22 protein-coding genes are annotated in these 25,089 nt (G+C 28.2%); 20 read left to right on the plus strand and 2 right to left on the minus strand.

Annotated elements, in window-relative coordinates; translation table 11 throughout:
* A partial coding sequence (locus QOZ93_RS09215) for an HTH domain-containing protein (protein ID WP_340343994.1) occupies positions 1-389 on the minus strand: 389 nt, incomplete at its 3' end.
* Between the two features lie 119 nt (positions 390-508).
* Positions 509-877: a YraN family protein gene (locus QOZ93_RS09220; protein ID WP_111942702.1), complete on the minus strand. Its 369-nt coding sequence runs from the start codon at positions 875-877 to the stop codon at positions 509-511.
* Between the two features lie 124 nt (positions 878-1,001).
* Between QOZ93_RS09220 and QOZ93_RS09225 the strand changes: the two genes are divergently transcribed.
* From QOZ93_RS09225 to infB, 20 genes are all read left to right on the plus strand, one after another.
* Complete coding sequence (locus QOZ93_RS09225) at positions 1,002-2,507, plus strand: YifB family Mg chelatase-like AAA ATPase (RefSeq protein WP_307355999.1); 1,506 nt, start codon at positions 1,002-1,004, stop codon at positions 2,505-2,507.
* Positions 2,508-2,576: 69 nt separating this feature from the next.
* Positions 2,577-3,650: a DNA-processing protein DprA gene (gene dprA / locus QOZ93_RS09230; RefSeq protein WP_307356000.1), complete on the plus strand. Its 1,074-nt coding sequence runs from the start codon at positions 2,577-2,579 to the stop codon at positions 3,648-3,650.
* Between the two features lie 41 nt (positions 3,651-3,691).
* Positions 3,692-5,755, plus strand: a complete 2,064-nt coding sequence (gene topA / locus QOZ93_RS09235; protein ID WP_307356001.1) for a type I DNA topoisomerase — start codon at positions 3,692-3,694, stop codon at positions 5,753-5,755.
* A gap of 311 nt (positions 5,756-6,066) precedes the next feature.
* On the plus strand, positions 6,067-6,843 hold the full coding sequence (codY, locus tag QOZ93_RS09240; RefSeq protein ID WP_111942694.1) for a GTP-sensing pleiotropic transcriptional regulator CodY: 777 nt from the start codon (positions 6,067-6,069) through the stop codon (positions 6,841-6,843).
* 220 nt (positions 6,844-7,063) lie between these two features.
* Positions 7,064-7,765, plus strand: a complete 702-nt coding sequence (gene rpsB, locus QOZ93_RS09245) for a 30S ribosomal protein S2 (protein ID WP_111942692.1) — start codon at positions 7,064-7,066, stop codon at positions 7,763-7,765.
* 52 nt (positions 7,766-7,817) lie between these two features.
* Positions 7,818-8,738 carry a translation elongation factor Ts gene (gene tsf / locus QOZ93_RS09250; protein WP_111942690.1) on the plus strand — a complete coding sequence of 307 codons (921 nt, stop codon included), beginning with the start codon at positions 7,818-7,820 and terminating at the stop codon, positions 8,736-8,738.
* Positions 8,739-8,810: 72 nt separating this feature from the next.
* Positions 8,811-9,521 carry a UMP kinase gene (pyrH, locus tag QOZ93_RS09255; RefSeq protein WP_307356002.1) on the plus strand — a complete coding sequence of 237 codons (711 nt, stop codon included), beginning with the start codon at positions 8,811-8,813 and terminating at the stop codon, positions 9,519-9,521.
* Positions 9,522-9,538: 17 nt separating this feature from the next.
* Positions 9,539-10,096, plus strand: coding sequence for a ribosome recycling factor (gene frr / locus QOZ93_RS09260; protein ID WP_111942686.1), 558 nt, complete (start codon positions 9,539-9,541; stop codon positions 10,094-10,096).
* Positions 10,097-10,256: 160 nt separating this feature from the next.
* A complete protein-coding gene (locus tag QOZ93_RS09265; RefSeq protein WP_307356067.1) occupies positions 10,257-11,006 on the plus strand; it encodes an isoprenyl transferase in 750 nt (249 codons plus the stop codon).
* Between the two features lie 10 nt (positions 11,007-11,016).
* Positions 11,017-11,811, plus strand: coding sequence for a phosphatidate cytidylyltransferase (locus tag QOZ93_RS09270; RefSeq protein WP_307356068.1), 795 nt, complete (start codon positions 11,017-11,019; stop codon positions 11,809-11,811).
* Between the two features lie 177 nt (positions 11,812-11,988).
* Positions 11,989-12,954: an AI-2E family transporter gene (locus tag QOZ93_RS09275; RefSeq protein WP_307356003.1), complete on the plus strand. Its 966-nt coding sequence runs from the start codon at positions 11,989-11,991 to the stop codon at positions 12,952-12,954.
* Between the two features lie 14 nt (positions 12,955-12,968).
* Positions 12,969-14,126: a 1-deoxy-D-xylulose-5-phosphate reductoisomerase gene (locus tag QOZ93_RS09280; protein ID WP_307356004.1), complete on the plus strand. Its 1,158-nt coding sequence runs from the start codon at positions 12,969-12,971 to the stop codon at positions 14,124-14,126.
* 25 nt (positions 14,127-14,151) lie between these two features.
* Complete coding sequence (rseP, locus tag QOZ93_RS09285) at positions 14,152-15,156, plus strand: RIP metalloprotease RseP (protein ID WP_307356069.1); 1,005 nt, start codon at positions 14,152-14,154, stop codon at positions 15,154-15,156.
* Positions 15,157-15,171: 15 nt separating this feature from the next.
* Positions 15,172-16,221 carry a flavodoxin-dependent (E)-4-hydroxy-3-methylbut-2-enyl-diphosphate synthase gene (gene ispG, locus QOZ93_RS09290; protein WP_307356070.1) on the plus strand — a complete coding sequence of 350 codons (1,050 nt, stop codon included), beginning with the start codon at positions 15,172-15,174 and terminating at the stop codon, positions 16,219-16,221.
* A gap of 121 nt (positions 16,222-16,342) precedes the next feature.
* Positions 16,343-20,614: a PolC-type DNA polymerase III gene (locus tag QOZ93_RS09295; RefSeq protein WP_307356071.1), complete on the plus strand. Its 4,272-nt coding sequence runs from the start codon at positions 16,343-16,345 to the stop codon at positions 20,612-20,614.
* Positions 20,615-20,797: 183 nt separating this feature from the next.
* Positions 20,798-21,256, plus strand: a complete 459-nt coding sequence (gene rimP / locus QOZ93_RS09300; RefSeq protein WP_307356005.1) for a ribosome maturation factor RimP — start codon at positions 20,798-20,800, stop codon at positions 21,254-21,256.
* A 1-nt stretch (position 21,257) separates the two neighbouring features.
* Complete coding sequence (nusA, locus tag QOZ93_RS09305; protein WP_307356006.1) at positions 21,258-22,367, plus strand: transcription termination factor NusA; 1,110 nt, start codon at positions 21,258-21,260, stop codon at positions 22,365-22,367.
* A 28-nt stretch (positions 22,368-22,395) separates the two neighbouring features.
* Positions 22,396-22,665, plus strand: a complete 270-nt coding sequence (gene rnpM, locus QOZ93_RS09310) for an RNase P modulator RnpM (protein ID WP_307356007.1) — start codon at positions 22,396-22,398, stop codon at positions 22,663-22,665.
* Complete coding sequence (locus QOZ93_RS09315; RefSeq protein ID WP_307356008.1) at positions 22,655-22,987, plus strand: ribosomal L7Ae/L30e/S12e/Gadd45 family protein; 333 nt, start codon at positions 22,655-22,657, stop codon at positions 22,985-22,987. Before rnpM ends, QOZ93_RS09315 begins: the two co-directional genes overlap by 11 nt.
* 1 nt (position 22,988) lies before the next feature.
* Positions 22,989-25,085 carry a translation initiation factor IF-2 gene (gene infB, locus QOZ93_RS09320; RefSeq protein ID WP_307356009.1) on the plus strand — a complete coding sequence of 699 codons (2,097 nt, stop codon included), beginning with the start codon at positions 22,989-22,991 and terminating at the stop codon, positions 25,083-25,085.
* The last annotated feature ends 4 nt before the right edge of the window (positions 25,086-25,089 follow it).

A 25,089-nucleotide genomic window follows, 5' to 3' on the forward strand; every position in this document is an offset into this window, starting at 1 on the left:
ATATCTAACTTTTTTAATAATTCATTTTCAGCTTGAAGCAACTCAACTTTAGCCTCGAGACGAGCATATTTTTCTGCTAAAGATAATTCTTTTTCGCTTGGTCTGCCAGTATTAAGTCTTCTGGTATCTTGAAGTGCAATGGCTCCGCCATTTTTATAAGACCTTCTCCATCTTTTGCCCGCTGATCCTACTCTTTGCATACCTAAAATTTCTATATTGAATCCACATTCTTCGAATATTTGTCTCGGAAATTTACCCAATTCATTTTGTGTTATAAAAATTTTCTTAAACTCATCAGTATAAGTAATTCCTTTTGAACTTACTTTCTTAACATATTTATTTTTAGATAAGATTTTAACTTCGTCTTTAGTAAATAATTTTTTACTCATTTTCATAACCTCACGTTTAAAAATTTCTTTTATTCTATTATACATAAAAAATCCTATGAAATAGACTTTTTTAAATTGTCTACTTCATAGGATACATTTTATATCTTAGGAGTCTTTTTCTATAGTCTAAAAGCATCGTTTATAAAATTAATTTTATATTTATTGTTATGTTTATTAAAAAAAATTTCTACTATATCATAAGAAAAATAGTAATCTTTAAGATTATATTTTTGAATGTAATATGAAGAAACTAAAAATATTTTTTTCCTTTTGGAAAAAGTAATAGATTCCATAGGTAAACCATAATTAAAATAATACCTTGTTTTTACCTCTACAAAAGAAATTATATTTTTCTTTTGAACTATTAAATCTAGCTCTCCTAATTTACATGTAAAATTATTATCTAAAATAGTATAGCCATTTCCAATTAAAAAATTTTTAGCTAAATTTTCACCTAAAGCGCCTATGTCTTTATTAAAATTTTTCATATTTTCTCCTTTCGTTATTAGATAATATATCCAACAAAACAATTATTAAACTCTAATATGGTATTAAAACTTTAATGTGGTCAATAATTGAAATATAGATATTAAATAGAAGGAGGTATAGAAGATGATAACAAAGGTGAATAGTGCAACTTTTAAAGGCATAGAAGGGGAAATAGTTAACATTGAGATTCATATTTCTAAAGGTCTTCCCATATTTAATATAGTAGGACTTGGAGACATTTCAATAAAAGAATCAAAAGAAAGGGTACGCTCTGCATTGATTAATTCATCTTATGAGTTTCCATTAGGCAGAATTACTGTAAATTTAGCTCCAGCTAATATTAAAAAAGAAGGTTCTGTATTTGACCTAGGGATAGCAATAGGAATTTTGATACAATCCAATCAATTATGCAATGTTGATTTAAGTGAAACATTAGTATTAGGGGAATTATCTTTAGATGGCTCAATAAATAAAATTAAAGGAATTTTACCTATAATATATAAAGGCAAGGAAAGTGGATTTAAAAATTTTATTATCCCAGTAAAAAATCAAAAAGAAGCATCCTTGATTAAGGATATTAATCTATACCCTTTAAAAACTTTAAATGAGGCTATTCATTTTCTAAAGTATAGAGATTTGTTGCCCTATGAAAAAAATTGTGTAGAAGAAAAGAAAAATGAAAAAAATGTAGATTTTAAAGATATAATAGGACAAGAACAAGCAAAACGGGCACTAGAAATAGCAGCAGCTGGAGGACATAATGTAATTTTATATGGTCCAGCAGGTTCAGGAAAATCTATGCTAGCTAAAGCATTTACAACTATAATACCTGATTTATTATATGATGATGCTTTGGAAGTTGCAAAAATAAATAGTGTTTTAGGAGAAATTAATGATGAGGGTATAAATTTTAGACCTCCATTTAGGTCACCACATTATAGTGTTACTAAGTGTGCACTAATAGGGGGAGGTCATAAAGTATTGCCGGGAGAAATATCATTAGCACATAAAGGTGTTTTATTTTTAGATGAATTATTAGAATTTGATAAATGTATCTTAGAAAATCTAAGAATTCCCTTAGAAGATAAAAAGATTATTTTAAGTAGGGCGGTAGGAAGCTATGAGTATCCCTGTGATTTTACTCTTATAGCAGCTATGAATCCTTGTCCTTGTGGAAATTACATGTCCAATATTCCTTGTACTTGTACTGAGTTTGAAAGAAAAAAGTATATAAAAAAATTATCTTCCCCTCTTTTAGATAGAATAGATATTTTTACATCTGTACCAAGGCTTTCTTATGAAGAATTTAAAAGTAAAAAAGGTGAAAGTTCAAGTGAAATAAAATATAGAGTAGAAAATGCAAGAAAAATTCAAAGTGAAAGATTTAAAAATAAAGAGATTAAATTAAATTATCAAATGAACAATTTGTTAATAAATGAATTTTGTACATTAAATGAAGAGGGAGAAAGGGTTATGAAAACAATGTTTAAAACTTATAATTTAAGTTTGAGAGCTTATCATAGAATTTTAAAAGTTGCTAGAACTATTGCTGATTTAGAAGAAAGTATTAATATAGAAAAAATACATTTAATTGAGGCTTTTACATATAGACAATTTGTGGAAAACTAGAAATAAAAAATTTATACATTTTTAACATTATTTAAAGTATTGCGATAAAAACGCAAGAAAGGAGTAATTATGAGTATTTATGATTTATGGTTTTCTAGACTTAAAATTAATCTTAAAGACAAGATAAGGCTTTTAAAAACACATGATTCTATAAAAAATATATGGATAAGTGTTTTTAAAAAAAATGAATTTAACTTTAATAAGAAAATCTATGAAAAATTTTTAAATGCGTGGAAACTTGAAGAATTAAAAAAAATGTATTATTATATGAAGCAAAATAATATAAATTGTATAAATTATTATGATTCTCTATATCCCCAAAAACTAAAAAACCATGATGATGCTCCTGGAGTATTATTTTTTAAGGGAAAGTTCAATCTAATAAATAATGGCTTAACTGTAGGTATAGTTGGTTCAAGAGATTGTAGTTTATATGGTAAAAATGTAGCAATAAATATAGCCAATGATTTAGCAAGAAATAATATAAATGTAATAAGTGGAATGGCTAGAGGTATAGATAGTATGGCACATAAAGGAGCACTAAAAGAAAATGGTAGAACATTTGCAGTTTTAGGATGTGGTGTAGATGTCGTTTATCCTAAAGAAAATTCTGATATATATAAACAAATTCAAGAAAGTGGATGTGTTATATCTGAATTTGAACCTAAAACAAAACCATTTTCATGGAATTTCCCCCTTAGAAATAGAATAATAAGTGGGTTAAGTGATTTACTCATAGTAGTAGAAGCTGGTGAAAAAAGTGGTAGTTTAATAACAGTTAATTATGCACTGCAACAAGGAGTGGATGTAATGGCAGTTCCTGGTTCTATTTCTTCAAAATTTAGTAAGGGTACTAATGAACTTATAAAAGATGGGGCATATATATTTACAGAATTACAAGATATATATTCGATATTAGGTATAAAATATGAAAAAAGTTTAAATAAAAAACAAAATATTGAGAAAAAATACAATAAGATTTATTCTGTTTTAAGTGATGTTCCAATGCATATTGATAAAATTGTTGAAATAACTAATATTGACATAAAGTATTTATATGAGTTATTATTTGAAATGCAGGTTAAAAAACATGTTAATTGTATAGATGGAAGTTTTTATGTTAAAAACCAACAACTAATTTAAAATATAAAAATATGGTGTAGAAATTTAATGGAGGGGAAATAATGGGACAAAAGTTAATTATAGTTGAGTCACCAACAAAAGTTAAAACTATTAAAAAATATTTAGGAAGTACTTATGTTGTTGAAGCAACTATGGGACATGTAAGAGATTTGCCAAAAAGTCAGTTAGGCGTTGATATAGATAATAATTATGAACCTAAGTATATAACTATTAGAGGTAAAGGTGAAGTTCTAGATAAGTTAAGAAAACAAGCTAAAAAATGTGATAAAGTATTTTTGGCTACTGACCCTGATAGAGAGGGTGAAGCTATATCATGGCATTTAGCAAAAGCTTTGAAAATTGATGAGAAAACTTTGTGTAGAATAGAATTTAATGAAATTACTAAAACAGCTGTTAAATCTGCTATTAAAAAACCTAGACAAATAAATGAAAGTCTTGTAGATGCCCAACAAGCTAGAAGAATATTAGATAGATTAGTTGGTTATGAAATAAGTCCTATATTATGGAGAAAGGTGAAATGGGGTTTAAGTGCAGGTAGAGTACAATCTGTCGCATTAAAAATTATTTGTGATAGAGAGAAAGAAATAGAAGCTTTTGTACCAGAAGAATATTGGACTGTTGAATGCACATTAGAGAATAAAAATAAAGAAAAAGTAAAAGTAAAACTTTCTAATTATAAGGGCAAAAAAATAGAGATAAAAACAGAGGAACAAAGTAATAAAATAATAAAAGAATTAAAAGATGGAGAATTTATTGTAAAAGCAATAAAAAAATCAAAAAAAGAAAAATTACCTCAAGCACCATTTACAACTAGTACAATGCAACAGGAAGCTTATAAAAGACTTGGATTTACGACACAAAAAACTATGTCAGTAGCTCAAAGTCTTTATGAAGGTATAGAAGTTAAAGGCTTCGGAAGTGTAGGATTAATTACTTACATGAGAACAGATTCTGTAAGGATATCTAAAGAAGCTAAAGAAATGTGTAAGGAATATTTATTAAATAATTTAGGTAATGAATATATTCCACAAAATGAGAAAATATATAAGAGTAAAAAGGATATTCAAGATGCTCATGAAGCAATAAGACCTACCAATGTTGATATTACACCAATTCGTGTAAAAGAGAGTTTAAAACCAGAACAATATAAACTATATAAACTTATTTGGGAAAGATTTGTAGCCTCACAAATGGCAAATTGTATATATGAAAGTACTTCTATAGAAATAATAAATAGTGACTACGGTTTAAGAACCACTGGTAATAAGGTTTTATTTGATGGATTTACTAGAATATATGAACTTATTTCAGAAAATGAAGAAAATTTAATTCCAAGTATTGAGGAAAATGAAAAATTAAAGTATAATAATGTATTTGGAAAACAACATTTTACTCAACCACCAGGAAGATTTTCCGAAGCAAGTTTAATTAAGTGTATGGAGGAAAATGGTATAGGTAGACCTAGTACATATGCTCCAACTATAGGAACATTACTTGGAAGACAATATGTAGAAAGAGATAAGAAAACATTAAAGGCTACAGAACTTGGATTTATAGTTAATGATATTGTAAGTGAATATTTTAAAAATATAGTAGATGTAGAATTTACTGCAGAAATGGAAAGTAAATTAGATAAAATAGAAGAAGGACAATTGAGCTGGAAAAGTGTTGTAGATGAATTTTTTACTCCACTAAGAAAGCTTATAGAAATTGCAGAAAATGAAATAGCAAAGATTACTATTGAAGATGAAGTTACAGATGTGAAGTGTGATAAATGTGGAAGGTTTATGGTTATAAAACGCGGAAGATACGGTAACTTTCTTGCTTGTCCAGGTTATCCAGAGTGCAAAAATACTAAGCCAATTGTTGAAGAATTAGATGTTAATTGTCCACTTTGCGGTTCTAAAATTTTAGTTAGGAAAAGTAAAAAAGGTAGAAAGTTCTTTGGATGCAGTGGTTATCCAAATTGTAATTTTATAAGTTGGTATGAGCCAACGGAGGAAAGATGTCCAGAATGTAAGTCTATTTTGGTTAAAAAGAGTTCAAAAGCTAAAGGTGATTATTTACAATGCATAAATAAGGAGTGTTCATATAAAAATAAGTAAAGTTAATTTTATATAATGTATTTTATATAAGAAATTTAATTTTATTATAAAAAACAGATGTGTATTAGAGAGAAATATTTACAAAAGGTATAAAATTCTTAATAATGCACATCAAATTTATGATTTTTTTTAAAATTAATAAAAAAAATATAAAACTTGTCGAAAATTTTACTAAATACTGTTGAAATAGTCTTATTAGTATGATATTATATATTAGTATCAAGAACTAGACTAAAAATTAAAAATAATTAGTGAATTTTGAAAATTCCAATTAATGGTTGAAAACATAAAAAAAATTTTAGGAGGAAAATATAATGACATTATTACATAAAACAAGAATGTTAAATAAAATATTACAAAAATCAGGAAATGAGCCAGTATCTTTTAGTGACATATGCACTTTATTAAGTGAAATATTAGAAGCGAATGTATACATAGCAAGTAGAAAAGGAAAGATTCTAGGACATAAGTTAGCAAATGAATTCGAATGCGATATGCTAAAAGATGAAGTTGTAGATACTTTAAAATTTCCAGAAGAGTACAATAATAAGCTATTGACAATTGAAGAAACAAAGGAAAATTTAAAAAGCGAAGGTTATTGTGTATTTAAAGATAAAAAAGTATGTGAGTTAGATAATAAGATTACAACAATAGTACCTATTATAGGAAATAGAGAAAGATTAGGAACTCTTTTAATAGCTAGATATGATAAACCTTTCACAGAAGAAGATTTAATATTAGCTGAATATAGTGTTACTATAGTTGGTATGGAAATATTAAGATCTAAAAATGAAGAAATTGAAGAAGAGGCAAGAAAGAAAGCTATAGTACAACTTGCTATAGGCACTCTTTCTTATTCAGAATTAGAAGCTGTAGAACACATCTTTAATGAATTAGATGGAAATGAAGGATTATTAGTAGCATCTAAAATTGCTGATAAAGTAGGGATTACTAGATCTGTTATAGTAAATGCTTTAAGAAAGTTCGAAAGTGCTGGGGTTATAGAATCAAGATCTCTTGGAATGAAGGGAACTCACATTAAAATATTAAATGAAAAACTTTTAGAAGAATTAAATAAAATCAAATAGTTTTGATAAAAAATAAAAATCAGGATATTTATATCCTGATTTTTGATTTAATGAAATATTTTATTAAATTTATATTGAATACGGGTTTGGGTTATGTTATACTACTTAAAGTGAGAAATACACACATTATCCAATTTGCAAAATAGGTGCCTTAAATAAAGGTTGTTTTGTAAAAAAGAAGATAGTGGAGGAATAAAACCACATTAGGAGGAATATTTAAATGGCAGTAATAAGCATGAAACAATTATTAGAAGCAGGTGTTCATTTCGGACATCAAACAAGAAGATGGAACCCTAAAATGGCTCCTTATATCTTCACTGAAAGAAACGGAATCTACATAATCGATTTACAAAAAACAGTTAAAAAGGTAGATCAAGCATACGATTTCATTAAATCAGTATCAGAAGAAGGAAAAGACGTATTATTTGTAGGTACTAAAAAACAAGCTCAAGAAGCAATCCAATCTGAAGCTATAAGATCAGGAATGCATTTTGTTAACAATAGATGGTTAGGTGGTATGTTAACAAACTTCAATACTATTAAATCAAGAATAGCTAGATTAGAAAAAATTGAAAAAATGGAAGAAGAAGGCGTATTTGAAGTTCTTCCAAAGAAAGAAGTAACTTTACTTAAAAAAGAAGCTGATAAGTTACAAAAGAACTTAGGTGGTATCAGAAACATGAACGTAGAAAACATTGGTGCTATGTTCGTTGTTGATCCAAGAAAAGAAAAGAATGCTGTATCTGAAGCTAAAATATTAGGAATTCCAGTTATATCAATCGTTGATACAAACTGTGACCCAGATGTAGTTGACTATGTAATTCCAGGTAATGATGATGCTATAAGAGCTGTAAAATTAATCACAGCTAAAATGGCAGATTCTATTATAGAAGGAAGACAAGGTGAACAATTAGCTGAATAATAAATATAAATTGAAAAATTTTATTTATTATATGGTTTAAGGAGGAATATTCATGATTAGTGCAAAGATGGTAAAAGAGCTAAGAGAAAGCACTGGAGCAGGAATGATGGACTGCAAAAAGGCTTTAACTGAAGCTAATGGAGATATGGAAAAAGCGGTAGAAATCTTAAGAGAAAAAGGTTTAGCTGCTGCTGCTAAAAAAGCAGGAAGAGTTGCTGCAGAGGGATTAGTTAAAACTTATATAGCTGAAGATGGTAAAAAAGCTACTATAGTAGAAGTTAACTGTGAAACAGACTTTGTTGCTGCAAATGAAGATTTTATAGAATTCGTTAACGAGGTTGCTAAGCAAGCATGTGCTTCAAGCGTAAACACTGTTGAAGAATTATTAGAAGAAAAATTCATAAAAGATGAAAGCGTTATATTAAAAGATGCTTTAACTGCTTTAATAGCTAAATTAGGCGAAAATATGTCTATAAGAAGATTTGAAAGATTTTCAGTAGAAAACGGAAAAATCAATAGCTATATCCATGGAAATGGAAAAATTGGTGTTTTAGTTCAATTAGGATGTCAAAAAGATGATGAAATATTATCTGAAATAGCTAAAGATGTGGCAATGCAAGTTGCAGCTGTAAATCCAGCTTTCCTTAACAGAGACTCTGTAGATAATGAAAGTCTTGAAAAAGAAAGAGAAATATACAGAGTTCAAGCTTTAAATGAAGGAAAACCAGAAAAGATCGTTGATAAAATGGTTGATGGTAGAATTAATAAATTCTATAAAGAAAACTGCTTAATCGAGCAAGTTTGGGTTAAGAATCCTGATTTAACTATTCAAAAGCACTTACAAGAAGAAGGAAAGAAACTTGGTGCTGATATCACGGTAGAAAAATTTGCTAGATTTGAAAGAGGCGAAGGTATCGAGAAAAAAGAAGAGGATTTCGCTGAAGAAGTTAAGAAGCAAATGGGTGGTAACTAGTAAGAGAAGAGAACACGCAGTGTTCTCTTTTTTTAAGATATAAGTAAAATTCTGCTTTGGAGGTATGGTTAAATGGCAACAGCTAAGTATAAGAGAGTAATGTTAAAGTTATCAGGTGAAGCTTTAGCAGGAGAAAAGGGATTTGGAATTAACTTTGATGTTGTAAAAATTATAGCTAAACAAGTTAAAGAATTAGTTGATATGGGTGTTGAATGTGGTATGGTTGTTGGCGGTGGAAATATCTGGAGAGGAAGACAAGGCGAAGATATGGACAGAGCTACGGCAGATTATATGGGTATGATGGCTACTTGTATAAATGCACTTGCACTTCAAGATTCTCTAGAGGCTATTGGAGTTCCAACAAGAGTTCAAACTGCTATAGAAATGAAAGAAGTTGCAGAACCCTACATAAGAAGAAAAGCTATGAGACATCTAGAAAAAGGAAGAGTTGTAATCTTTGCAGCAGGAATAGGTAATCCATATTTCTCTACAGATACAACTGCAGCATTAAGAGCTGCTGAAATAGAAGCAGATATTATTTTACTTGCAAAAAATGTTGATGGAGTCTATGATAAGGATCCTAAGAAACATGAAGATGCTAAAAAATATACTTCATTATCTTACATACAAATTTTAGAACAAGGCTTACAAGTTATGGATTCTACAGCTACATCTTTATGTATGGATAACAATATTCCGATTCTTGTATTTGGACTTCATCAACCTGAAAATATAATTCGTGCTGTTTGTGGTGAAGAAATAGGAACAATAGTTAAAAAATAATTTTAAGGAGGATATTTATGGTATCTGATATTATTAATAATGCTAAAGACAAAATGTCAAAATCAATTTCAGTATTAGCTGAAGAATTAGGAACAATGAAAGCTGGTAGGGCTAATCCTAAAATTTTAGACAAAATTGAGGTAGAATATTATGGAAGTTTAACAGGGCTTAATCAATTAGCTAATATTTCAGTTCCAGAAGCAAGAATTATTCTAATTCAACCATATGATAAAACTGCTATAAAAGAGATAGAAAAAGCAATTTTAAAGTCAGATTTAGGATTAAATCCATCAAGTGACGGAGCAGTAATTAGATTAATAATACCAGAACTTACAGAAGAAACAAGAAAAGAATTAGTTAAAGCTGTAAAAAAAGCTGGTGAAGATTCAAAAATAGCTATAAGAGCAATTAGACGTGATGCTAATGACAAGATTAAGAGCTTGAAAAAAGACGGAGAAATTACTGAAGATGAGGTTAAGTCTTCAGAAGAAAAAATACAAAAACAAACTGATACTTTTGTAACAGAAGTCGAAAAATTAGTTGAACAAAAAGAAAAAGAAATAATGACAGTTTAAAAAATGAACCTGCTTTGGCAGGTTTATTTAATAAAAATACTTAAATTATTTATAAAGTTTAAATTTAAGAATATAATAATAGTAACTTTATAATATTTAGTTAGGGAGTGTGCTTACAAAAGTGAAAAAATTTTTTGGTTTTTGTGGCAATAAAAAAGATATAAAAGAACTTAAAAAAACAAATACAGAATCTACAAATGTAGATTTTAAAAAAGTACCTAGTCATATTGCTATAATTATGGATGGTAATGGAAGATGGGCTAAACAAAGAAACTTACCAAGAACAATGGGTCATAAAGCAGGGGTTGAAGTTATACGTAATATAGTAAAAGAATGTAATAGACTAGGAATTAAATATCTAACCTTATATGCTTTTTCAACAGAAAATTGGAAACGACCTAAAGAAGAGGTTAGTACTCTTATGAGTTTATTGGTTACTTATTTAAAAAATGAATTTGAAGAATTACATAAAAATAATGTAATAATAAATTCCATAGGAGATATAAGTTATTTACCTGACATATGTCAAAAAGAACTTAGATTAGCCTATGAAAAAACTAAAGAAAATACCGGATTAACTTTAAATTTAGCATTAAATTATGGTGGAAGAAATGAAATTATAAATAGTGTAAAAAATATTTGCAACGATGTTAAAGAAAATAAAATTAATATAGAAGATATTGATGAGAATTTATTTAGTTCTTACTTGTATACTAAAGGTATGCCGGATCCTGAAATATTAATAAGAACTAGCGGGGAAGAAAGAATAAGTAATTTCTTGTTATGGCAAATTTCTTATTCAGAATTTTGGTTTACAGAAGTGCTATGGCCTGATTTTACTCCAGAACATCTTAGAACAGCTATTAAAGAAGTTCAAAACAGAGAAAGAAGATTTGGAGGACTAAAATAGTATGAACAAGATCTATGAGAGGTATGTAGGAGTACTTGTTTTACTTCCTATTTTTATTTTAATATTTATAGGAGGTCAGTATTTAAAATTTTTAACTTTAATACTATCCTTAATGGGATTGTATGAATTTTATACTATATTAAAGGCAAAAAATTATCATACTTTTAATATAGTTTCTTATGTATTTACAATAATATATTTTTTAACTTCTAAAAATTTATCTACAGATAAGTTTTTATTAATATTAATTGCATTTGTAGCTATTTGTTTGAGTATACCTGTTTTTAATTTAAAACATAATTTTATAGAAGCAGCCCTAACTATATTTGGATTTTTATATGTTACACTTATGTTTAGTTTGATACCTAAGATTGAGGTAAAGGAATTTGGAAATTATTTTGTTTGGTTAGTTTTCATTTCATCTTGGGGAAGTGATACCTTTGCTTATTATTCCGGAAGAATTTTTGGAAAGAATAAGTTGTGTCCTAAGGTTAGTCCTAAAAAAACCGTAGAAGGTGCTGTAGGTGGACTTATAGGTAGTATATTAGGATGTTTATTATATGGAATTATAATTTATAGATTTGGAGTTCATATTAATTTATATAATTATTTAATTATAGGATTAATAGGAGGAATATTAAGTCAAATAGGTGATTTATCTGCATCTATTATAAAAAGATATTTAGAAGTTAAAGATTATGGTAAAATAATACCTGGACATGGAGGAATATTAGATAGATTTGATAGTATTCTTTTTGTATCTGCAGTAGTATATTTTTATTTAACTTTTGTAGTAGGATTATAATTCTAAAAGAGAGTAAATGAAATTTTTATTTCAACTCTCTTTTTATTTTTTCCACATTTATTATATTTTTAGATATATTAATAATAGAAATAAATATGTTTAATTATTTTTATTATTAATATATAATTATAAATATGAATATATTATACAGTAAAATAATATTTTAGGAGAAAAATCTTGAATGAAAAATCTGAAAAATTAGGGTATTGTATTCTTTTATTTATTTTACTGTGTATACTTGCCAAATTTTTTCATACTTACCTACAACCTTTTTTTATAACTTTAATTTTATTTTTCTTTACCAAACCGATATATAATTTATTTAGTAACATAAAGGGACTTACTAAACAATTGAAGGGTGTTTTTAGTATTATAATAGTAAATTTTCTGTTTTTTATATGCATTTTTAAAATAGGACATTTATTAATTAAAAATTTAGAGATTATAAAAAAGGGATTCGTATATATTTTTAATATATATGAAAATTTAAGTATGCAATTATTAGGAAAGTTTAATTTACATAGTTTTGTTACTAAAATTATAGATGGAGGCAATAGTATATTCTCAAAAGAAGTTATAAGAGAAGGAGCAATAAATACTACAGAATTTTTATTTTCTTATTTTTTAGCCAATATAATAGTTTATTTTTTATTAGTTGATGAAGAAAAAATATTAAAGGTTTTAGGAAAAGCCTTTAATTCTAATGTTATTAAACAAATACATTTGAAAAGTTTAGAATTAAATAAAATTATTGCCATAGAAATTAAACTTATGATTATTTGTACTGGTATAACTATATTAGGATTTTTTATTTTAGGAATAAAATATGCCATACATTTAGGCATAATATGTGGATTATTTGATATATTACCTTATATAGGTACTATTTTTATTTTTATTCCTTTAATTTTATATCGTATAGTTTTAAAGGATTATATAAGAGTAATAGGATTGGTAGCTTTATATTTATTAACTTTAATTGTTAGACAAATTTTGGAGACTAATTTTGTTAGCAAAAGTTTTGAGGTGCATCCACTTGTTATTTTAATTTTTATGTATATTTTTATTAAAATAACAGGAGTAATTGGAGTAATATTGGCTCCTATTTATGTGATTAGTGCAAAAGAGATACTACAAATATAAAGGAGAGAATAACTTTGAAAAAGATAAGTATTTTAGGGGTTACAGGTTCTATTGGAACTCAAGCTCTTGAAGTTATAAGAAAAGATAAGGATAATTTTAGATTGATTGGTATAAGTGCAAATACTAGTGTAGATAAGGTTATTAACATAATAGATGAATTTCAGCCTAAATATGTTGCTATGAAAGATGAGAGTTGTGCATTGCAAGTAGAGGAATATTGTAAGGGACAATCGTTTAATATTAAAGTATTAAAAGGTATGGAAGGATTAATTAAGATAGCCACTTTAGATGAAATAGAAATGGTTTTAACTTCTGTGGTTGGAATGATAGGATTAAAACCAACTATAGAAGCTATTAGGCATAAAAAACACATAGCACTTGCTAATAAAGAAACTTTAGTAGTAGCAGGAAAATTTGTTATAGAAGAAGCTAGAAAAAATAAAGTTAGTATTATACCGGTTGATTCTGAACATGGAGCAATTTTCCAATGTCTTCAAGGAAATAAACATATGGATGTTGAAGGAATTTTACTTACTGCTTCAGGAGGGCCATTTAGGGGAAAAAAAAGAATAGAATTGGAGAATATGGGTCCTAAAGATGCGCTAAAACACCCTAAATGGAATATGGGGAGAAAGATTAGCATAGATTCTGCAAGTCTAATGAATAAAGGATTAGAAGTTATAGAAGCACATTATTTATTTAATGTACCTTATGATAAAATAACAGTAGTTGTTCATCCTGAAAGTATTATTCATTCTATGGTAGAATATAAAGATGGAACAGTTATGGCTCAACTTGCAACTACAGATATGAAATTACCAATTCAATATGCATTAAAATATCCTGATAGGGGTGAATGTGCTATAGATAGGTTAGATTTGTTTAAAGTTGCGAATTTGAATTTTTGCAAAGCAGATATGGATACATTTAAATGTCTTAGTCTTGCATATAAAGCAGGAGAAATGGGCGGAAATATGCCAGTCATCTTAAATTCAGCTAATGAAGTAGTAGTAGAATTATTTTTAAAAGAAAAGATAAAATTTCTACAAATTGGGGAATTAATAGAAGATGCCATGAATTACTTTGAGTATAAAAAGAACATAACATTGGATGAAGTTTTTGATATTGATTTAGAAGTAAGAAAATATATTATGAACAAATTTAATAATTAATGGAAGGAGAATGCAAGTGATTATTCTGTATATATTAGGTGCACTAGTAGCTTTTAGTATATTGGTTATAGGACATGAATTTGGGCATTTTACTGCAGCTAAGTTAAATGGGGTTAAAGTAGAGGAATTTTCTTTAGGAATGGGTCCTAAATTATTTAGTATTAAAGGAAAAGAAACAGAATATTTAATAAAAGCCTTGCCTATAGGTGGGTATGTCAAAATGCATGGTGAAGAGGGGGAAGAATGTAGTGATGATAGGGCATTTTCTAGTAAATCTCCACTTCAAAAATTAAGTATTGTAGCAGCAGGACCAATTATGAATTTAATTATGGCAATTATATTTTTTGCAATAACAACTAAAACTATGGGATACATAATTCCAAAAATAGAGCAAGTACAAAATAATTCCCCAGCTATGCATGTAGGTATAAAAAAAGGTGATGAAGTTATAAAATTCAATAATGAGAAAGTTTCTTCTTGGACTGATTTTCAGATTAAGATGTCTAAAGTTAAAGGAGAAAAAATTAATATAGGAGTAAAAAGAGGAGGAGAAGAATTAAATTTTTATATACTTCCTAAGGAATCAGAAGGAAGATATATGATTGGAGTTGTGCCTACAGTAGTTAAGCCTAATTTAGGTCAAATGTTGAAAAGTGGAGTTGACCAAACTGTAGATATTACAAAACAAACATTTTCTTTCTTTAAATCTTTATTTACTGGAAAGTTTAACAAAAATGAAGTAGGCGGACCTATAACTATTATAAAGGTTTCCGTAAAGGTAGCATCTAAGGGAGTAGTACAATTAGTATATTTTATGGCTCTTTTAAGTGTTCAATTAGCTATATTTAATTTGATTCCTTTTCCAGCTTTAGATGGTGGATGGATATTTATACTATTAATTCAAATAATAACAGGTAAAAAAATTAGTGAAGATAGAATAGCACAGATAAATTATATAGGATTTATAATTTTAATATCGCTTATGATTTTAGTAACTATAAAAGATATAGTAAATCCTATTCAATTTTAGAGGTGAATTTTTATGATAAATAGAAGAGTAACAAGAGAAGTTAGAGTAGGGAATATTAAAATAGGAGGAAATAATCCTATTGCAGTTCAGTCTATGACTAATACGGATACAAGAGATGTAAAAAAAACCATTGAACAAATTAAAGCCTTAGAGGAATTAAAATGTGATATAATAAGATGTGCAGTTCCTGATATGGAAGCAGCGGAAAGTATAAAAGATATTATAAAAAAGGTAAATATACCAGTTGTTGCAGATATACATTTTGATTATAGATTAGCACTTAAGGTAATAGAAAATGGGATTTCAGCTGTAAGAATAAATCCAGGAAATATAGGAAGTGAAGATAGAATTAAAGCTGTTATAAATGCAGCCAAAGAAAGACAAATTCCTATTAGAATTGGAGTTAATTCAGGATCAGTTGAAAAAGAAATTTTAGAGAAACATGGCTCTCCAACTGCAGAGGCACTAGTTGAAAGCGCTTTAAAACACGTTAAAATCTTAGAAAAACATGATTTTTATGATACTGTGATTTCAATAAAATCCTCAGATGTATATAAAACTATAGAAGGTTATAGAATATTATCAACAAAAGTTGATTATCCACTTCATTTAGGTGTTACAGAAGCAGGGACTATTTTTTCAGGTACTATAAAATCGGCAATTGGAATAGGTACTTTATTAGTAGAAGGAATAGGAGATACTATACGTGTATCTTTAACTGGAGATGTTGGAGAAGAGGTTAAAGTAGGTAGAGAAATGTTAAAATCTTTAGGATATATAAATGAAGGTATTAAATTTGTATCATGTCCTACATGTGGTAGAACTCAAATAAATCTTATTAAAATAGCCGAAGAGGTAGAAAAAAGATTAGCTTCTGTAAATAAAAATATAAAAGTTGCAGTAATGGGATGTGTAGTCAATGGTCCCGGTGAAGCCAAAGATGCCGATATAGGTATAGCAGGTGGAAATGGAGAAGGACTTATTTTTAAAAAAGGCGTTATAATAAAAAAAGTAAAAGAAGCAGATCTAGTTGAAGAATTGATTAAGGAAGTCAATAATATATAAAAGATAAATAAAAATAATGGCTATGAATTCATGGCCATTATTTAATTAAGATGCTTATAAGGAGGTATAGATTTTGGAAATATATGAAGTGCTTAAAGAGAATCTAAAAAAAGAAGAATTTATGTCATTAAAAGAATTTAAATTTTTAAAGGCACAATATTTTAAGGGTCTAAACAAACTTACACTAATATTAAAAGGAAAATACGAATTAGACTCCTCCTTACAAGAAAAAATAAAAAAAATTTTAAAGACATATCTTGGATATGTGGAAGAAATTGAATTAGGATTTTATAAAGATATTTCAGATATAACCTTAGATGGAGTAATAAAAGAATATTGGTTTGAATTAGTACAATCAGTTTCAGAGAGTATGCCGGTAGCTAAAGAATGTCTTAATAATTGTAAAAAAGAAGTAAAAGAGGATTTGTTAATATTGTCTTATGGAAATTCTTTTGTTTGTAACTTTTTAAAAAATAGAGATATAGAAAAAATTATAAAAAATAGAATAAAAGATGTTTTTGATATTACTGTCATTGTAGAACTTCAATATAATAAAGAATTAAATAATGATACATATTTTGAAGAGAAACAAAAAGAAAATGACAAAATAATGAAAAATGTATTAACAGAGAATGTCTCAGTAGGTGGAAGTAATAAAGAAAAGAAAAGTAATAAAAGTAATCAAAAAACTTATAATTCCAATATATCTAGAAATTCTAACATCCTTTTAGGAAAAACTATTATGGAAGAGCCAATTTCAATTATAGAATTAGATTCCGAACCAGGGGATGTGTGTGTAGAAGGAGATATATTTAAATTAGAAATTAAGGAAACTAAAAAAGGAAGAAAGTTTTTCATTTTTGCTATAACAGATTATACAGGGTCTGTTACTATAAAAAGTTTCCCACAAAATGCGTACATAGAAAAGATGGAAGAGGAATTAAAAAAAGGTGAACATTATAAAGTGAAAGGTGAGTTGAAATATGATACTTTCATGAACGAAATGGTTTTAATGGCCTCACATATAAGTAAGTTAGAAAAAATAGAAAAATTAGATCTTGCAGAAGAAAAAAGAGTAGAATTACATTTACATACAAACATGAGTGCAATGGATGGAATGACACCTGCGTCTAAACTTATTAAAAAGGCTGCTAAATGGGGACATAAAGCTATAGCAATTACGGATCATGGAGTTGCTCAAGCTTATCCAGAAGCTATGGACGCTGGCAAGAAAAATAATGTTAAGATTTTATATGGTGTGGAAGCTTATTTAGTTGATGATGGTATTCCAATAATAATAGGTGGAGAAGATAAAAATATAGATGATGAGTTTGTAGTATTTGATATAGAAACCACAGGTTTTTCTAGTGAAAATGATAAAATTATAGAAATAGGAGCTGTAAAAATCAAAAATGGAAAGATTATAGATTCCTTTAATGAATTTGTTAATCCACAAATAAGCATTCCATATAAAATAACGGAACTTACTAGTATTACAAATGATATGGTTTTTGGAAAAGATAATATAAGTATTATTTTACCTAAATTTATGGAGTTTTGTAAAGAAGCTATTTTAGTTGCTCATAATGCTAACTTTGATGTTTCTTTTATAAAGAAAAATTGTAGAGATTTAAATATAGAATTTACAAATTCAACTATGGATACTATTCCATTATGTCAATTTTTATATACTGAATTAAAAAGATATAAACTAAACGTAGTTGCGAAACATTTAGGAATTTCTCTTGAAAATCATCATAGGGCAGTTGATGATGCCAAAGCAACAGGAGAAATATTGCTAAAATGTTTTGAGAAATTGAAGGAAAAAGATATTTATAAATTAGAGGATTTAAATAAAGAATTTATAGGCAACTTTAACATTAAAGCTGCACCTACATATCACTTAATAATTCTTTGTAAAAATCAAATTGGATTAAAAAATTTATATAAATTAATTTCATCTTCTAATTTAGATTATTTTCATAAAAAACCACGTATGCCTAAAAGTGTAATTCAAAAATATAGAGAAGGATTAATCATAGGATCGGCATGCGAAGCTGGGCAAGTATATAAAGATGTTTTAAATGGTAAGACTTATGATGAACTTAGAGATATGTTATCCTTTTATGATTATTTAGAAATTCAACCCATAGGTAATAACCAGTTTATGATACAAAACGGTACAGTAAAAGATGAAAAAGAGTTACAAAATATAAATAGAACTATTTGTAAAATAGGAGAAAAATCAAATCTACCAGTAGTAGCTACAGGAGATGTGCATTTTTTAGAACCTCATGATGAAATTTTTAGAAGAGTTTTAATGGCAGGTCAAGGGTTTAGTGATGCTGATAATCAACCACCATTATATTTAAAAACTACTGAAGAGATGCTTGAAGAATTTTCATATCTAGGAGAAGAAAAAGCATATGAAGTTGTAGTTAAAAATACAAATTTAATTGCAGATAGTATAGAAAATGTAAAACCAATACCAGATGAAACTTTCCCACCTAAAATAGAAGGTGCAGAAGAAGATATTAAGAATATGACATTAAATAAAGCACATGCTATATATGGAGAAAAGTTACCAGAAGTTGTACAAAAAAGATTAGATAAAGAACTAAATTCTATTATTAATAATGGATATGCAGTACTTTACTTAATTGCTCAAAAGTTAGTTGCAAAATCTGTAAACGATGGATATTTAGTAGGTTCCAGAGGATCGGTTGGATCATCCTTTGTAGCTACTATGTCCAATATTACAGAGGTTAATGGTTTACCTCCTCATTATGTTTGTCCAAATTGTAAGTATAGTGAATTTATATTGGATGGTTCTGTTGGATGTGGGGCAGACATGGAAGATAAAAATTGTCCTAAATGTGGTACTAAATTCAATAAAGATGGATTTGATATACCATTTGAAACTTTCTTAGGATTTGAAGGAGATAAAGAACCTGATATAGATTTAAACTTTTCAGGAGATAACCAAGGGGAAATCCATAAATATACAGAAGTATTATTTGGAAAGGGTCACACATTTAAAGCTGGTACTATAGGTACTATAGCTGAAAAAACTGCCTATGGCTTTGTAAAAAAGTATTTGGAACAAAGAAATTTAAAAGCAAGTCAAGCAGAAATAGATAGGCTAACAGAGGGATGTACGGGAGTTAAAAGAACATCAGGACAACATCCAGGGGGCATAATGGTTGTACCTAGTGATAATGAAATCTTTAATTTTTGTCCTATTCAGCACCCGGCAGATGATACTGAATCTGATATTATAACTACGCACTTTGATTATCATTCTATAAGTGGTAGACTTTTAAAATTAGATATTCTAGGACACGACGATCCTACTATTTTAAGAATGTTAAAAGATATAACTAAAATAGACCCTAAAACAGTTCCATTAGATGATAAAGGAGTACTTAGTTTATTTACAAGTACTGAAGCGTTAGGAGTAACTAAAGAAGAATTAGGCTGTGAGGTTGGAACATATGGCCTTCCGGAGTTTGGAACTAAGTTTGTAAGACAAATGTTATTAGATACTAAGCCAAAGACCTTTTCAGATCTTGTTAGAATATCAGGACTTTCACATGGTACTGATGTTTGGATAAATAATGCCCAATATTTTATAAAAGAAGGATATACTACATTAAAAGATTGTATAGCTACAAGAGATGACATTATGGTATATTTAATTTATAAGGGGTTACCACCTAAAACAGCCTTTACAATAATGGAAAAAGTAAGAAAAGGTAAGGGATTAACAGAAGAACATGAAAACATAATGAAAGAACATAAAGTTCCTGATTGGTATATAGAGTCTTGTAAAAGAATAAAATATATGTTTCCTAAAGGGCACGCTGTTGCTTATGTTATGATGGCCATTAGAATAGCCTACTTTAAAGTTCATTATCCCAAAGCATATTATGCTACTTATTTTACAGTAAGAGGCGGAGATTTTGATGGAGATTTAATAATTAAAGGTGATGAAGTAATTTTAAATAAAATGAATGAATTATATGCTCAAGGTAATAATATAACTGTAAAGGATAAAGGATTATTGACTATTTTAGAATTATGCCATGAAATGTTTGTGAGGGGCATGAAATTTTTACCTGTTGATATATATAAATCTAATGCAACTAAATTTAAAGTAGAAGGGGATTATATAAGAATGCCTTTAAGTGCGCTTCAAGGAGTAGGAGAAAATGCAGCTAAGAGTATTGAATTAGTAAGGGAAGATGGAGAATTTATTTCTAAGGAAGATTTAAGAATAAGAAGTAAAGTAACTAAGACTGTAATAGAGGCTTTAGACTTACATGGATGTTTAAAGAATCTTCCAGAAACAAATCAACTTTCATTTTTTACAGGACAAAATGGATTTTTATAAAAAACTTGCAAAATCAGTGCTTGTGTGATAAAATTAATCCTAGTAACTTCCTATAGTTTTTGTCGGATAATTAAGAGTGGGTTTTTACCCGCTCTTTCTGTTTGTATAAACGCAGCATTTGTTGCGTTTTAATTATAATAATTAAAAAAATATAGTAAAAACTAAATATAAGGAGGGATAATATTGACAGATGAATTAATGAAGAAATTAAATAATCTAATTAAGCCTATAGTTGAAAAGTCAGGTTATGAACTTTACCATTTAGAATTTGTAAAAGAAGGTGGAGAAGATTACCTAAGAGTTTACATAGATAATGAGCAAGGTATTATTTTAGATGACTGTGTAAAAGTAAACAAATTAGTTAGTGAAGCATTAGATGTAGAAGATTTAATTAAAGATTTTTATTATTTAGAAATTTCTTCTCCAGGTATAGAGAGAGTCTTACATAATGATAAACATTTACAAAAATATATGGGATTCAATGTTAAAATAAAACTTAAAAACCTTGTAAAAGGTAAAAAGAAATTAGAAGGTATTTTAAAAGGTCTTAATGAGGAAAATGTCGTAATAAATTTAGAAGAAGAAGAAATATCTTTAAATAGAAATAACATAATTACCATTAGTTTAAAAGGGGAGTATTAAAATGAATGAAGAATTTATAGCTGCATTAAAAGAGATTGCTAAGGAAAAAGGTATCAGTGAAAATTATTTATATGAAATTATAGAGGATGCAGTGATCTCAGCTTATAAAAAGAATTGTTCAAAAAATACTAATAATATTTATGCAAAGTATTTAAATAATAACAACAATAATCAAAATGTAAAAGTTTCAATAGATAAAGAGACAGGAGAATTCCATGTATTTGCACAAAAGAAAGTTGTAGATGGTCTTTGGGATGAAGTTAATGAAATAGAACTTGAAGATGCAAAGGAAATAGATCCTCGTTATGAAGAAGGAGATATTGTAGAAATGGAAGTTACTCCTAGAGACTTTGGAAGAGTGGCTGCTCAATCTGCAAAACAAATTGTAGTGCAAAAAATCAAGGAAGCTTCAAGAAGTGCTCTTTATGAAGAATTTTTAGAAAAAGAATACGACATAATTACAGGTACTATAACAAGAAAAGATAATGAAAATATTTTAGTTGATTTAGGAAAAATTGAAGCTGTATTAGGTCCTAATGAGCAAATTCCTTCAGAACACTATGGATTTAATGATAAAATAAAATTATATATAGTGGAAGTTAAAAAGACAACTAAAGGACCTCAAATAATATTATCAAGAACTCATCCAGGTCTTGTTAAGAGATTGTTTGAATTAGAAGTTCCAGAAATTTATGATGGAACAGTTGAAATTAAAGCAATATCAAGAGAAGCAGGATCAAGAAGTAAGGTTGCAGTATATTCACAAGATGAAAATGTAGATCCAATGGGCGCTTGCGTAGGTACCAAAGGTACAAGAGTACAAAATATTGTAAATGAACTTAATAACGAAAAAATTGATATTATTAATTGGGATAAAGATCCTAAAGTATATATAGCTAATGCATTAAGCCCAGCTAAAGTTTTAAAAGTAATCATAGAAGATGAAGATAACAAATGTGCAAAAGTTATAGTGGATGACAGTCAATTATCACTAGCTATAGGAAAAGAAGGCCAAAATGTTAGATTAGCAGCAAGATTAACGGGTTGGAAAATTGACATTAAAAGTAGTTCACAAGTAGAAAATTTAGAAGAAATCCTACAAGAAAATTAATTACATTTTAATTTAGGAGTGATTCTTTATGAAAACAAAGAAGTTACCAGAAAGAAAATGCGTAGGATGTATGGAAATGAAATCTAAAAAAGATCTTATTAGAGTTGTACGTAATAAGGAAGGTGAAGTATCTATAGATCTTACAGGAAAAAAACCTGGTAGAGGAGCTTATGTTTGTAAAAACGTTAAATGTTTTGAAAATGCATTTAAAACTAAACGTCTTGAAAAGAACTTATCTCACAACATAGAAGAAGAAATTTATCTTAAACTAAAGGAAGAGATAGTGCATGGACAATAAGACAAAGTTCTATAATTTTCTTAAAATAGCTAAAAAGGCAGGTGCCTTAACAGAAGGATATAATAGAACAGAAGAGAATTTAAAAAAGAATAATATATTTTTAGTATTTATATCAAAAGATTTATCAGCAAACTCAAAAAATAAATTTAAAAACTATGCATTAAAATATAAATTTACTTTAATAGAGGATGCTCCTATGGATGAAATAGGAAATGAGCTTTTAAATTCTGAATTAAGAATTTTAGGAGTAAAAGATAAATCTTTCGGTAAAAACCTACAGTCTTTATATATGAGTAAAGATGAGTATTTTGGAGGTGAATAGTTTGGCGAAAGTAAGAATTTATGAATTAGCTAAAGAACTAGATATATCAAGTAAAAAATTAATCAATGTATTAATGGAAGAGTTTGATATAAAAGTTAAAAATCACATGAGTATGATAGATGAAGAGGATGCTGACTTACTAAAAGAACTATTTGGAACAGTTCCTACAGATGGAGATAATACATCAGAGGTAGTTGAGCATTATGAAAAGTTAGAAAATGAAAATGTACTTAAAAATATTAAAAAAGCAAAAACTAAAAAGAATGCATCTAAGGGCAAAGACGCTACTAATACACAAGAAGATGAAGATTCAGATGAATTAAAAGTTATAGAAATGGGAGATACTATAACTGTTAAAGAATTTGCAGAAGAATTAGGTAAACCAGCAACAGAGGTTATTAAACAACTTATGTTTGCAGGAGTTATGGCTGCAATGAATCAAGAAATAGATATACCTACAGCAGAAAAGGTTGCAGAAAAGTTTAACGCTGTTATTGAAGTTATTAATAGAGAAGAAGTTCTAGAGGAAGAAAATGCTGAGCTTATGGAATCAATGGAAGATTCTTATGAAGAAAATGAAGAATCAGTAAAAAGACCTCCTATTGTAACTGTTATGGGACACGTTGACCATGGTAAAACATCTTTATTAGATGCAATTAAAAAAACAAAAGTAACAGCTACAGAAGCTGGTGGAATAACACAACATATTGGTGCTTATACAGTATCAGTTAATGGAGAAAAGGTTACATTCCTAGATACTCCAGGACATGAAGCTTTTACAGCTATGAGAGCTAGAGGAGCACAAATTACAGATATAGTTATATTAGTTGTTGCTGCAGATGATGGAATAATGCCACAAACAATAGAAGCTATAAACCACTGTAAAGCTGCAGAAGTAAGCTTAATAGTTGCTATTAATAAGATAGACAGACCAGGTGCTAATATAGACAGAGTTAAACAAGAGTTAACAGAACATGGTTTAATAGCAGAAGATTGGGGCGGAGATACTGTTTGCGTACCAGTATCAGCACATACTCATGAAGGACTTGATTCATTACTTGAAATGGTTGTTTTAAGTTCTGAAATGTTAGAACTTAAATCTAACCCAGATAGAAAAGCAAAAGGAACTGTAATAGAAGCTAAGCTTGATAAAGGTAGAGGAGCAGTAGCTACATTATTAGTTCAAAATGGAACATTACATGTGGGAGATTCTATAGTAGTAGGAACAAGCTATGGTAGAATAAGAGCTATGTTTAATGCTCATGGTAAAAAAATAAAATCAGCAGGTCCTTCTATGCCAGCAGAAATTTTAGGTTTATCAGAAGTACCAGAAGCTGGAGATAAGTTTGTAGTTATGAAAGATGAGAAAACTGCAAGAAATACTGCTGAAAGTAGAAAAGAAAAACTAAGAGAACAAAAATTATTAAAATCTCATAAAGTTTCACTTGAAGATTTATATAATCAGATTCAAGAGGGAACAGTAAAAGAATTAAGCTTAGTTGTTAAAGCGGATGTTCAAGGATCTGTAGAGGCATTATCTCAATCACTTGAAAAATTAAGCACAGATAGTGTAAAAGTTAGAGTAATTCATGGTGGAGTTGGAGCTATTACAGAAACAGATGTTATACTAGCTACAGCATCTAATGCCATTATTTTAGGCTTTAACGTAAGACCTGATGTAAATGCTACTGTTCTTGCAGAAAAAGATGAAGTTGATATTAAAACTTATAGAGTAATATACGATGCTATAGATGATGTTAAATCAGCTATGCTAGGACTTTTAGATCCAGAATATAAAGAGGTAGTATTAGGTAGTGCTCAAGTAAGGGAAATATACAAAATTTCTAATGTAGGAACTATAGCTGGTTGTTATGTGTTAAATGGTAAGTTAACTAGAAATAGTAGCGTTAGAATAGTAAGAAACGGTATAGTAATTTTTGAATCTACATTGGCATCATTAAAGAGATTTAAGGATGACGTAAAAGAAGTAAATTCAGGATACGAATGTGGATTAAGTATAGAGAAATTTAATGACCTTAAAGATGGAGATATAATAGAAGCTTTCACTATGGAAGAAATAAAGCCACAAAGTCTGTAAAGGA

Source organism: Hathewaya limosa, from assembly GCF_030815255.1.
Taxonomy (GTDB): Bacteria; Bacillota; Clostridia; order Clostridiales; family Clostridiaceae; genus Hathewaya; species Hathewaya limosa.